This is a genomic window from Ruegeria sp. ANG-S4, from assembly GCF_000814005.1.
Taxonomy (GTDB): domain Bacteria; phylum Pseudomonadota; class Alphaproteobacteria; order Rhodobacterales; family Rhodobacteraceae; genus Ruegeria.
Genome location: NZ_JWLK01000002.1, coordinates 120,325 through 132,901, shown reverse-complemented (window position 1 = coordinate 132,901; position 12,577 = coordinate 120,325). Strand labels below are relative to the sequence as shown.

At 57.5% G+C, this 12,577-nt stretch carries 7 protein-coding genes; 3 read left to right on the top strand and 4 right to left on the bottom strand.

Annotated features, from left to right (window positions below):
• Positions 1–85: 85 nt before the first annotated feature.
• Positions 86–1,141 (top strand): OmpA family protein, encoded by a 1,056-nt coding sequence (locus RA28_RS08145; RefSeq protein WP_052261369.1) that lies wholly within the window; start codon positions 86–88, stop codon positions 1,139–1,141.
• A gap of 60 nt (positions 1,142–1,201) precedes the next feature.
• Here RA28_RS08145 and RA28_RS08140 read toward each other — a convergent pair whose 3' ends face one another.
• The 4 genes from RA28_RS08140 to RA28_RS08125 all read right to left on the bottom strand — a co-directional run bounded on the left by RA28_RS08140 (position 1,202) and on the right by RA28_RS08125 (position 9,567).
• A complete protein-coding gene (locus RA28_RS08140) occupies positions 1,202–3,127 on the bottom strand; it encodes a caspase family protein (protein WP_052261368.1) in 1,926 nt (641 codons plus the stop codon).
• 25 nt (positions 3,128–3,152) lie between these two features.
• Complete coding sequence (locus RA28_RS08135; protein WP_052261367.1) at positions 3,153–6,857, bottom strand: two-partner secretion domain-containing protein; 3,705 nt, start codon at positions 6,855–6,857, stop codon at positions 3,153–3,155.
• Positions 6,802–8,514, bottom strand: a complete 1,713-nt coding sequence (locus RA28_RS08130) for a ShlB/FhaC/HecB family hemolysin secretion/activation protein (protein ID WP_039526524.1) — start codon at positions 8,512–8,514, stop codon at positions 6,802–6,804. The genes RA28_RS08135 and RA28_RS08130 overlap by 56 nt, the downstream gene beginning before the upstream one ends.
• Before the next feature lie 213 nt (positions 8,515–8,727).
• Positions 8,728–9,567, bottom strand: coding sequence for a M15 family metallopeptidase (locus RA28_RS08125; protein ID WP_039527675.1), 840 nt, complete (start codon positions 9,565–9,567; stop codon positions 8,728–8,730).
• Positions 9,568–9,805: 238 nt separating this feature from the next.
• Here RA28_RS08125 and RA28_RS08120 point away from each other — a divergent pair, with 238 nt between their 5' ends.
• Together RA28_RS08120 and RA28_RS08115 are read left to right on the top strand one after the other, a co-directional pair.
• Complete coding sequence (locus tag RA28_RS08120) at positions 9,806–10,306, top strand: OmpA family protein (protein ID WP_241481089.1); 501 nt, start codon at positions 9,806–9,808, stop codon at positions 10,304–10,306.
• 36 nt (positions 10,307–10,342) lie between these two features.
• Positions 10,343–12,559 carry a serine/threonine protein kinase gene (locus RA28_RS08115; RefSeq protein ID WP_039526519.1) on the top strand — a complete coding sequence of 739 codons (2,217 nt, stop codon included), beginning with the start codon at positions 10,343–10,345 and terminating at the stop codon, positions 12,557–12,559.
• The last annotated feature ends 18 nt before the right edge of the window (positions 12,560–12,577 follow it).

The following is a 12,577-nucleotide window of genomic DNA, read 5'->3' as shown; positions in this document are numbered from 1 at the left end:
CCCAATATACCGCTTTTTTGACTTTCTTGTGGCCACGGCCTGACATATTCCGAAAATAGTATCAAGCATAGGAAGAGGTTCACACATGCGGCGTTCAACCTTGATGCGAAATCTGATTGCTATGGCCGGGCTGTTTTCAGCCAGCGTCGCGTTCGGGCAAAGCGCGGACCCGTTCGAGCATGGATGGAAACTGGACGCGGTGAACTCGGAATTGCAGTTTCTTTCAGTAAAAAAGAGCTCAATCGCCGAAAACAGCGGTTTTGCTTCTTTGTCTGGTGTCATCGGGGCAGACGGTGCTGCGGAAATCCGGGTGCAGATGGACAGCGTCGATACAAAGATCGACCTGCGAAATGTCCGGATGCGATTTCTTTTTTTCGAAACTTTTAACTATCCAGAAGCCATCATAACGGCGCAACTTCCGGCTGCCGACCTTGTCGATTTGCATCAGGCGCGGCACAAGATCATCGACCTCCCCTACAAACTGGCCCTTCACGGCGTTGAAAAGGAGGGGGTCGCCCAGGTCGCGATCACACTGGTGGACAATGACCGTGTCGCAGTGGCCAACACAACACCAATCGCTATCGCCCTGACGGACTTTAACCTCGAGGAAGGCCGAGCCAAGCTGGAAGAGGCGGCAGGCGTTGATATTCTTCCGTTCGGCTTTGTCAGCTTTGGGTTTGTTTTTGACCGCGCGCAGCCAGGAACCCCGCCCAAGCTGGAACTGGTTGCCGCAACACCGGGCGCCGCCGCATTGGAAACCAAAGGCAACTTGGACCGGGAAGCTTGCGAAGGACGGATGGAAATCCTTTCTCGTACCGGAAACATCTATTTCAACTCAGGCAGCGCCCGGTTGACGAACGAATCGATACCCTTGCTGACAAATCTGCACGACATCGTCGATCGCTGCCCCGATCTGACAATCGAAATCGGCGGTCACACCGACAGCGATGGATCTGACGCCGCGAACCGCATCCTGAGCGAACGCCGGGCCCGTGCGGTGAACACCTATCTGGTCGAACAGGGCATTGCGCCCGAACGCCTGATTACCGTTGGGTATGGTGAAACCCGGCCGGTGGTCTCGAATGACACCGCCGATGGGAAACGCCGTAACCGCCGGATCGAGTTCGTGCCGGTAAATTAACCCCGGAAAGGCGAATGCCGGCAATACGTTGGGGCGCGGTGATCCAGTCTCGGCGCCCCGTTACTCTGCGGCCAGAATGATGGGATCAAACCCGCCACTGCGCCATTGTTGAAGTGCTGCGATAAAATTGGGGCCGGGCACGCCGTCAATGGTGCTGTTGTAGTAGCCCGCTTGCTGCAACAGCTTTTGGACTTCTATCAACGTGTCACGCGACCACTGATCGGACGCCAATGACAACTGGTTCAGGATTGCGCCGTCGTCTTCCGCAGCGCCGCGCAGCAACATTCGGGCAGCTTCCAGCGGATCGCGCGGAATACCGCGCCCTTCATCCAACAGGATCGCCGCTGCAAGATAGCCCTGATACTCGCCATCCCGCGCCGCTTTCTGAAAGTATCCCAGCGCCTGAGAGGGTTCACCGGCAACGCCGTCTTGCGCCAAAACCCCTAGGTTGAAAGTCGCTTTGGCCGACCCGCCAGCCGCCGCGCGCCGCAGCAGCGCAATGGCTCGGTTGTCATCCTTCGGCACGATTTGACCCTCAAACAGCGTGACGGCCAGGTTGATCATCGCATCAGCACTGCCGCCATCAGCGGCCCGGTCGTAAAGATCCAACGCCATGTTCACATCTTGCGGAACGCCTGTTCCGCTTTCGTGAAGCTGCGCCAACGAAACCATCGCGCGCAAATCTCCTTCGGCCGCCGCTTGTTGGTACAATGTTACCGCTCGGTCCACATCTCCGGCAGCAATCGTCGCCCGGGCGAGCAACGCGACATAATGCGACAGGTCCGGGGATTGAGCTGCCGCAGCGCTACAGGCTTGAATCGCGGTCAACGCGTTTTCCTGCAAGCGATTGAAGGGCACGCCTGGGATGCTTGCCGTTCTGTCGCGTGGATGGGTGGCCAGCCGCTCACAAATGCCGCCGGGGGAGCTGTCTTCGGGGCGCGGGATGGACGCAATCAAACGCTCGGCTTGATCTGCGTGGCTGCCGCCGGGGTATTGCTCGAGGTAAAACTCCAGCAATGGCCGCATCCGGCTGCGTTGCGCGAGTTTCCAAAGCCTTTCAGCCTGTTCGTCTTCATCCTCGACCGAAAGCGCACGGGTCAGGGTCTCACCCTGCCCGGCCCGATCCAGAAACGCGGTTACCTCGTCGGCGTGGGCGCCCTGTGGGTAGCGGTCGATGTACAGCTGCATCAGGGACGGTTCCTGAGCATTCGCGGCCACCTGCCACAACAGGGTTTCCTCGGACGCTGTGACGGGGCTGTTGTCAAAACGGAACTGTCGCGTCAGCGAAGAGTTGTCCCATGGGATTTGCCGCCCACCTGTCGAGGTCAGAACGTCCTTGCGAACGGAAATCAACAAGTCCGATATATCCTGCCCAGGCGTATAAATATGGCTGAGCAGCGCTTCGGTGAAAAAGCTGTTCCGGCCTGTTCCGTCATAGGCCACATTGTCCGGCTGGGTTGCATAGGCGAACAGGAAGTCTGCCGCGCTGCCAACACGCGCAAGGCCTTCACCACCGACTTGGATACCCGTGCCGTCGAACGGATTGTCGCGACAGGCGTCCAGAAAAACCAGGCGAATGCCATCAGAACGTTCCATCCGGCTGACGAACTCTTCCATTGCGATGGTCTGTTCCGGGATATCCTCGGCGCTCGTCATCTGTGCATCGACTGGAACGAGGTAATTCCGTCCATCGACCTGAAATCCGTGACCCGCGTAGAATAACAGCGATACATCGGAATCTGCAGCCGTGGCCCCGTAGCTTTCGGCCAGCGCCAGCATTTCATCCCGTGTCAGGTCGGTCCCCAAAAACACGTCAAAGCCCAGACCCTCAAGCGCGATGGCAAGGTCAGAGGCATCATTGATCGGATTATCCAGAGGACTGACAGACGCGTAGTCCGAGTTCCCGATCACCAAGGCAACCCGCTTGTCCGCCAACGCCGCGCAGGCGCTGAGCAGCGAAAAAAGAACGGCAGCTAGAGTACGCATCAAAAACACAGGAATCTCCGACGGCTTACAGGCCAATGGCGCGGGTCAAACCGATTTCGGCCTGACCAACGGCGGCTACGATCGTTTCTACCTGTTGGTTCTGGATGGTTACAAGCTCTGGGTCGGTCGCTCTTATCAATGTGATGGCTTTGCGAATCTCACGCTGTGCCTGCTGGATTTCGCGTCGCGCCGCCTGAACAGCTTCGCGCCGGATCGCAGCGCGTTCTTCGGCGGTGGTTGCCAGCGCCAACTTGCGGTTGGCCTCGTCACCCGCTGCACGAATTCCCGCGCTTGCACCGCGAATGATGTCTCCCACAGACTCCAGCCCTGGCGGCAATCCTTTGACTATTGCATCCAGATCAGCCGCATAGTCATCCATCGCTTCGGCCAGACAGGCCAGGTACTGGCTGACATCGTTCCCTTCCGAGGCACAGGCGGCGACTTCGCCGTCAAATTCCTGCGACGCATTTTCGACGGTACCAAGCGCCGCTTCGGCCTCGGCAACGGTGGTGACAGCCGTGCCGCCACCGCCTTCACCCGTGATCGTTGTATCCACGGTGGGTGTGACTTCGATTGTCGGGGTCGGCGGGACCGGAATTATGGTTGTGTCGTCCGTGATAACGGCCACGCCGGGCAAAGCGGCAACGGTATACACTTGCCCGTCGCTGCTGGTGACCGAGCTGGCGCCAACCGTAAACGTCGTGGTGCCCGCCGATGTATCAGCGAAATCCAAGTCCCCGAAAATGGACGAGGTGCTGAGTGTATCCGACTGGGGTCCGAACCGATAAACAGACGGACCGCCATACACAGTGCCGGTTGTTGTGGCGCTGGACGTTTCGCTTGTCGTGACAGCCACATCATCGGGGATGGCGAAAACAACAGGCGAGGTCGTGTAATTCGCCGGGTTCGTGCTGCCTGTGCCCGGGGCCCAAACGCTGGTGAAATCCCATCCTTGCGCACGGGCGCGGTTGTAGAAGCTTTCGGTGTCTTGCAGTTGTGCGGTCGTCAGGCTGGTTCCACCGTCGCTGGTCGTGACGCCAGTCGTCTGCCTGTTCCAGAACGAACTGGACACCGATGCTCCGGGCAGGTTGTCCACCACCAAGCCGCCAAATGTCGTGGATGCCGCACCGTTTGATGTGATGGCTCCGGTGGCATAGGTCCTTTCGATCGTCCCGACCGTGCCAAAATCAAGGTTTATGTCGTTATCCACAACCAACCCGCCAATGGTCACTGTATCGTCGATGTTGTTGGCCGTTATGCTGGACGTGGAATAGGAATCCCGAATGATGCCGGTGTTAAACGTAACAAGTCCGGCTCCGAAACCATCGCCACCGCCGGTTTGACTGGTCAGAATGACCGGTCCGGAACTGTTTGAGCGTTCGATTGTGCCCACGTTGTCACTGACCAGCCCCGCAGCCGAGAGGAAAAAGTCGGACGCGTCGATGGGGAAAATCGCCTCGACACTTGCGGTAGAGAAGCTGTCTTCGATCGTGCCAAAGTTGGAAACGACAAGACCCGCTGCGATCGATCCGCCACCGAAGTTTTCGGCCACAACCGATCCACCGACCGAAACACCGCTGATCAAACCTTCATTTGTCACTGCAAGGATGGCCGTTGTGCTGCCGTCAATGTCCGCGTTCGTAATGGAGAGGTTGGAAACCGATCCCGCTGCTTCGATCGTATCGAACATCGCTGCGTCACCGCCTTGGTCGACGACCAGGCCGTCAATTGTGAAACGATCACCATCCAACGATCCCGAGAAAGTCTCAATCGGTTCAAAACCGCCGCCCCAATCGGCTGTTCCTGATGCATCAATGTCGTTTGCCAGTTCGAAGCTGGCCGTATCAAGACCGGCGCTGCCAATACCCTGAAGGCCATAGACATCCGTAATCTGGTAAGGGCTGGCGGCCGATCCGCTGCCACCCAACGCCCGAAGGAAAGAAGCCCCCTGGGAGATCGAGAAATCGCCAGCGAAAAACGCCGGAAGCGAACTGCCGTTCTGTACCCACGCGCCACTGAGCAAAGAGAACGAAGCGACGTCGATTGTTCCGCCGGACCCGGTTGCAATCGTACCCCCGGCATCAAGTTCGAGGCCGCCCAAGGACGCGGTGATCGCGGCATTGATGTCAATGTCGTTGTCTGCGATCAGCGTCAGCGTTGACGAACTTGTCCAGATTATCGCCTCTTCAACCGTAATGTTGCCCGGCTCACCGTCAGGACCGCCAAGGTCAATCGGCGGCCCGCTTCCCGGTATCAGTTCGCCCGTCCCAGCGGTCGTGACGATGACATCGCCCAGGTCCAGGTTGGCGACAATTGTCGCAGGAGCCACCGTTCCCGGATCCCCGCTCGAGTTGATCTCAATATTCGAGGGGTCCAACAACAACGTACCGTGCGTGCCAAATGGCGCTCGCGTATCGGTCAAACCCGAATAGCTGAGTTGGTACTTGCCCGATACCTCGACAAAACCGCCGTTGCCTGCTTCGTCTCCGCCGCGCGCCGAGTTGAAGCCTGAAAAGGACGTGAAGTAATCGGACCAGACGATGATCGTTCCGCCATTGCCTTGCGCACCACCATCGGCGATCAGGCGTGTGCCCGCGTCGACAGTTGTTGTTTGCGCCCGTTGCAGGTCGCCCTGACCCTGCAGGCCACCACCCACTCGGATGGACCCGCCATCTGCAGCCCCGGCCCCGCTGGCATCCAGGGTTGCCCCGGCCAGTTCTATCGCCTCACCCGTGATGGTAATATCACCTCCGGCTTGCGGTCTAACGACAGGCCGCGGCGAACTGGCCACAAGCGTTCTGCGAGCGGACGTATCGATTGTGCCGCTCACGTGTACGGCACCGCCCGCTCCACCCAGAACCACGGCTCCGGACACCCCGCCAACCGAACGCGCCTCGATCACGCCGGACATGTTCACAACCTGCCGCGCGGCGTCTCGCGCGCTGGCAACCTTCAGATGGACCAAACCTCCGTCCGCTTCGATCCGACCCGAGTTGGATACCAATGCCTCCATCACGTCATCGTCGCTGTCCGAGGGCACGGCAACCTGCAAAAACCCGTCACCGGAAATGTCCAGCGTTACCTGTTCGCCCGCGCCGAGCCCGACTTTGCCCAATGGTACCCGGATCAGGCCGGAATTGGAAACACGCCCGCCGATCAGCGCCGCGTATCCGCCTGGGACAACCGTTATGGTGCCCGCGTTCTCCACCGCCTGAGAGTTGCCGTTGCCGCGATACCGGTATCGGCCATTCAGAAAATCGTCATCGGAAATCGCAAGGGTCGAAGCGACAAATCCGGCGGTATTCACATGGCCCGTCGGTCCGATGAAGATGCCGTTTGGGTTCACAAGATGGACCTGACCATTTGCGTTCAGTTGCCCGTGGATTTGGCTGGTCGTATTACCAGTCACCCGGTTCAGAATGACACTGCCTTGCCCGGGCTGATTGATGTCGACCCTGGATCCGCTGCCGATCGAAAAGCCGTTCCAGTTGACGATCGCAGCATCAGAGCCCTGATTGATCGTCATTTGGCTTCCGTTTGGTTGCGTTATCGTCACATCGCCCACAGCAACCGAACCGCCATTTGGTAACGATTGCCCAAGCGCCGTCGTACCCCACAGCAATGCCGAGGCCGAAACCACTGCAAAAAAAGTCAGATCAATCGTTGGTAAGCGCTCAGAATCTTCTGCTTGCAACGATACTGAATCGGTTTCCGTCTGCCCCCAGGTCATCACGTTCACCTCTCCCATACTCTACTCGTACCGACCCGGACCGATAGGCCGAGTCCTCAATCATAAACAGGTCAAAACCCAAACCATACGACGATGCTTTGGTAGTACGTTGTTCAACAATAGTAGGTTGTTCTATTCCTAGCACGCCATAGGCGCCGAACAAATACGGTTTGAAAATCAATGGAATTCCAGCCAGTTCAACTTGTTGCGAGCGGCCGACCTCGGTCCGTACCACCCAGCCGTTGTCGCCGCGCAATTCACCCGCGTCAAAGGCGGAAAGCTCGCTGGAACTGGCGATGCTGAATTGTTCGGATGTCACCAACGGATCACCGAAATTCTCCTGAATGCGGCCATTCACATTCAGCGACCAATTTGCATTCAGCGGGCGTTGATATTGCGCGGACAGCACCAGTTTCGTGAACTCAGCACTGGCCCCTTGTCGCGACAGAGGCGTGTCGCCTGCCCCCACCGATGCGCTGGCACCAAAGGCGTCCAACCCGCGCGACAGCACGGCGCCGGTTCGCAGGAACGTGCCGTTGTCATAGTTCCAGCTTGCATCAATCGTGGCCCGCAACACGCTGAGATCATCGTCGTAGACGGGCAAATCGGTCGAACCCACGATCAAATCCTGCGAGTCGCTGACCCGATCCAAGATCAACTGAGAGGACAGGTTGTATTGGCGCGTGCGTATCCAGGGATAGTAGAATCGAAAGGACAAGCGTTCGAATTTGCTTTTGTTCGGCACCGGATCTGCATCCGGCTGCGCTTTGCTGGACGTGGCCTCGACGTTGAACGTCAGGCCGTCATATCCGATCGGAAACACCGTACCGGCAGCCAGAATGCGGTACTTTGCGTCATCCGAAAAAAACCGTGTTGGTGAGCCACCGGCGCGGAAGTAAAAGGTTTCGCCCATCTCAAGCGCGCCATTTACCTCAAGACCAAGGCTCAGGTTCACCGGGCCCAGTTCGTCGGACAGCGTGTTATCAAACCCGTAAGACCCGGTATATTGTTTGAATTCCCCATCCAGCGTCAGAATGGTGCCGCCGCGCGCGTCACCGGGCGACAAAGTCGACGATAATCTGACGCCGAATGTGTCGCCCGCCAAAAGCAGCGCTCTTTCGATTTCCTGCAAGCGAACGCCGCGCTTGCCAATGAGCGGGCGGGTAATGGTGACCACCCGCTCTCGAACCTGCTGCGGCACCTTTTCGGCATCGATCCGCTCGACAAATCCGTCGATCACGACAATGCGCAGGGTTCCGCCGTCCCGGAGGACCTGTTGCGGCAGCACGACCCGCGACAGCACGAATCCGGCATTTGTATAGGCGTTCTCCAACTGGCTGGTGGCTGCGAATATCTCGGAAACAGCCACACGTTTGCCTGTCAGTCGCTCCACAAAACCGGCATTCGCAGCCTCCATTTGCGGCAATGCGCCTTCAATCTGGACAGCGCCAACTGTCACGAAAAGGCGATTTGCGCCTTCAGGTATCGGCGCGCCCGGGTCCCTCGCTACGGTGACAGGGCCGGTACTGCGTTGATTTTGCGGCTGAAATGTGGATGGCGCAAGGTTGGACGCGCTTTGCGCCAAAACCTCTCCAGCAACGAAAACACTGCTGAGGATCAGAAGTGCAAGCTGAACAAAACGCCGGACATGCATCATTTTTCGGACAACCTCAGCACATTAACCGACTTGGACGTTTGATTGGAACGCGTCCAAGGAAATCCCAAACATTAAGCCAAAGCAAGGTTGAAAAGAACATTAGTCGCCGCCTGTTGGAATTGCTCAACAGATGTGCCGGTTCAGAACCCCGTCTGTCTGTGTCAGAGTTCACAAATCCCGTATATTTCAAAAACTTTCAGGGGTTATGCGGGATCACAGCAGCCCATCGTCCAGCCATTCCTGGATTTTGTTGCGGCTGACTTCAAAATGCATGGAGTCTTCGCGCCCCCAGGCCGCGCCCCAAACCCAGCCTTCCTCGCGAAAGAAATCGGCCAGAATAGTAAGGCCCAGCTGCGTCTTGCCGTCGCCCAACGTGTCCAGCACGCCATCAATGTTCAAATCAACGGCCAACCCGTAAGCATGTGCCGATGCCGAAGATGTGGCACCGCGAATTCTGCGAACACACAGGGACCCGGCGGTGTTGATGCGGGCATACAGGTCCGGATCGGTGCGCTGGATATTCTCGAAAACTGTGCGCAAGGAGTCGACGGCCGGCTTCAGCATCCGCACGCGTATCGGGCCAACCTCTTCCAGCACCAGCTTTTCTTCAAGGCGCGGGTTGGTCATTGATTGGCATTCATCTGTCAAATCTTCCCGTGGCAGGCCGAAGGTCTCTCGCAAAAAGGAAGAATTGGCCAGTTCGAGCTCTTTGTTGACCTTTTTTCGGTTGGCGATAAGCACAACCTGCGCGTACGCGTCGATGATTTCGTTTGGCGTTGTCGAGTCAAAGCCATAATCATCCGCGCCATCCCCGGATTGCGGCAGAACGGCCCCCCCGCTTTGCGATCGCGAGACCTCCAACGACAATTGTTCGATCTGATTGCGCATATCTTCGACCTGCTGGCTGATCATTTCGATCTCGATCCGTGCGCCTGAATCTATCGCCGGCCCTTCATAGTTTTCCTCGATCGGTACAATCAGCGGGAAAACATACCAGATGATCGGGGCAAGGATGATCGCCACACCAAGAATGATCGCGGGAACAATACGCATATGTTTGTTGTTTCCTGTTTCCTGCCGCCTTCCCATCTGAACCTAGAAGCCGACCAGTGCGATGTCACGTGGTTGCCAAAAAAATGTCTCTTCTATGTGTGACTTTCTTCATTGTCGGACCTTTGGCCCAAGGGTAGGCTGTTGCGCAAATTGTTAGGGGAAAACCATGTCTAGAACGACTTCATTCAAACTCTTCTGCGCATCGGCGGCCGCCGTCTTGTGCGCGACACAAGTGTCAATGGCCCAGACGTCGGAACTGACGGCGGACGAGATCACGGATGCGTTTAACAAGCAAAAAACCCGTGGGTTGGTAATTGTTCCTTCAAATCAGGACAGCTCCGACGCGACTACAACCGAAACAACGGTGGCCGCAGCCCCGGCAGAGTATCAGCCTGTTGCAGAAGAGGATCAGGTAAATATCCAGATCCGGTTCGACTTTGCGTCGGCTGCGCTGCGCGAGGATGAAAAACCGAAACTGTCTTCGCTGTGTCAGGCGATGAAAGATGTGGATGTCAACGTGTTCCAGATTATCGGTCACACCGACAGCGCCGGATCGGCCGAGTACAACCAAAACCTCTCGCTGTTGCGCGCGAAAGAGGTTAAACGCTTTTTAATAGGCGATTGCGGCATTGCCGAAGAGCGGCTTGAGGTACTTGGCGTTGGTGAAGCGGAACCACTTAACAAGGCGAACCCGCGCGCGGACGAAAACCGCCGCGTTGAATTCCAAGCCCTCGGCTGATCGCAACCGCGAAGAACTAAAAATCTTGAGGGCAGCATGACCGAATCCCGCGCAGGTGACCTGTTTCAGCCGGGCGATCTGGTGAACAATACATATCGGATCGAAGCGATACTTGGGCGGGGCGGTACATCTGACGTCTATCGGGCCCGCTCCGAGATTTCGGGGCGGCTTGCCGCTTTGAAGGTTCTGAAAGCAGAGTTTTCCAGCAACGACGACTATCTGGTGCTGCTGACCCGCGAAGAAGAAATTCGCGATATCCGACACGACGCCGTTGTCCGGTATTCTGAAAACAACAGAACCGCCGACGGGCATGTCTACCTTGTGATGGACTATGTGGATGGTCCGGGCCTTGATCAGAAACTGAACGAAGGCCCAATGCCTGCAGACCAGATCATGACGGTCTGCAAAAGGGTGTGCGAGGGGTTGGAAGCAGCCCATGCGCGTAACATCGTCCACCGTGATTTGAGCCCGGACAACATCATCTTGCGGGATGGGGATCCGGCCCAGGCGGTCATCATTGACTTCGGCATTGCCAAAGACACAAACCCGGGTGCCGAGACCATCGTGGGCGGCGAATTTGCGGGCAAGTATGCCTATGCCGCGCCCGAACAATTGTCTGGAAAAACCGACCAGCGGACCGATATCTATTCGCTGGGCGCGCTTCTACTGGCCAATTTCCGCGGCAAGAGGGCTGACGCCGGACGCAACCTGCTGGAAGTTGTCGAAAACAAGAAAATCCCGCTGGATACGGACGGCGTTCCCGAGCCGTTGAAGTCCATCCTGGACAAAATGGCAGCGCCCAACCCCGATGATCGCTATCAGACGGCCACCGAGGTTCTGCGCGCGTTGGCGACAGCGCGAACCGGGGTTCCTTCGACACCTCCGGCGTCCGAGGATGATGCGACGGTTATCATTCCGAAAAGCAAAACACCTGAGCCAGAACTGGCTATGGCGACGCCAGAACAATCGGACGGCTCCAAGTCGCCCGCGCAGGCTCCGCAATCGTCCCCTGCTACAACGACCGAGCCGCAGAAATCCAGGGGCGGTCTGGTCGCGGGCGTCGGTGTCCTTGCGCTCGCCGGTGTCGGGGTTGGCGGGTACTTCGGCGGTCTGTTCGACGGTTTTCTGGGGCCTCAGTACCCTGCGGTTTCGCCTTACACTTTGGTCGCTGACAAACGCGAGGGCCTGCCCCCCCGGGTTGTTGGGTTCGTACCGTCCGAAACCGCCCGGGACGCAATGACCGGCGAAATCACCTCGCAAGGCGGTGACGTGGACTTGACCCTTGCGTCAGGGGATATTGCAGACAATTGGGGATCGGCTGTCAATGACGTCATAAGTTCAGCGATGAATTTGGATGAGTGGCGCCTGGTCGTTGACGGGAACGACGCAAAACTGACCGGTCAGACAACGGATCAGGCTTTGCACACCGAGCTCGAGCAGCTTTATTCGGCAGGATTGCCTGCCGGGCTGCAGGGCACGGCAGAAATTGAGCTTGAGCCATTGTTTCTGTCGGCAGACGAAATCCGCCCCATTCTGTCAGGTCTCGCTGATTGCGGACCGCTGAATCTGGTGGATGCGCCAACCACTGGATACGGATTGGAGACGCCGATCCAAGTCAGCGGCACTTTGGCTTCGCAAGACAGTCTGATCGGTTTGGACACTGCGCTAAGCGCGCTGGCTGGTCCACGACCTATCGATTTGGAACAGGTTTCCCTGTTGAACCCGACCCTATGCCTGATCGAGAATTTCTTGCCCTCTGCACCGGCAAGCGACATCTCGATTGCATTCTTCAATGGAGAGCAGGACGACGCGCCAAATCCGACAGGCGACTTCATCGTGGGACAGAACCCCGTTATTGATGTCGATTTGCCCGCAGACGTACAGGACGGGTTCCTTTCGGTTTCTGTTCTGGATGTGTCCGGAAACGTGTTCCACTTGCTTCCGAACGTCACGCGTCAGGAAAACGATGTTATCTCGCTTCGCGATGGCGAAACCGGGCCGATGTCCGTTCGCGTCGCCTATTCCATCCCGGAAAGCCAGCAGAATGGAGGCATCGCCTTCAAGGTGGACGACAGTACGCTTGGCAAAAGCAAGGTGATCGTTCTGCGGTCAGACAATCAATTGTTCAACACCCTACGCCCCACCACGGAATCAGCCGCAGGTTATGCCGAAGCTCTGCGAGAGCAGGACCGGAATGTCGCGACGCAGATTCTGTCGCTGGACAGTCGAATCCTGACGACCCTGGAAAAATGAAAACGGTCTGATCTAACG

Excerpts from the sequence above, each read along its gene's own strand:
- RA28_RS08115 (WP_039526519.1), top strand. The coding sequence starts at position 10,343 with ATGACCGAATCCCGCGCAGGTGACCTGTTTCAGCCGGGCGATCTGGTG.
- RA28_RS08140 (WP_052261368.1), bottom strand. The coding sequence starts at position 3,127 with ATGCGTACTCTAGCTGCCGTTCTTTTTTCGCTGCTCAGCGCCTGCGCG.
- RA28_RS08145 (WP_052261369.1), top strand. The coding sequence starts at position 86 with ATGCGGCGTTCAACCTTGATGCGAAATCTGATTGCTATGGCCGGGCTG.
- RA28_RS08130 (WP_039526524.1), bottom strand. The coding sequence starts at position 8,514 with ATGATGCATGTCCGGCGTTTTGTTCAGCTTGCACTTCTGATCCTCAGC.
- RA28_RS08120 (WP_241481089.1), top strand. The coding sequence starts at position 9,806 with ATGGCCCAGACGTCGGAACTGACGGCGGACGAGATCACGGATGCGTTT.
- RA28_RS08135 (WP_052261367.1), bottom strand. The coding sequence starts at position 6,857 with ATGACCTGGGGGCAGACGGAAACCGATTCAGTATCGTTGCAAGCAGAA.
- RA28_RS08125 (WP_039527675.1), bottom strand. The coding sequence starts at position 9,567 with ATGCGTATTGTTCCCGCGATCATTCTTGGTGTGGCGATCATCCTTGCC.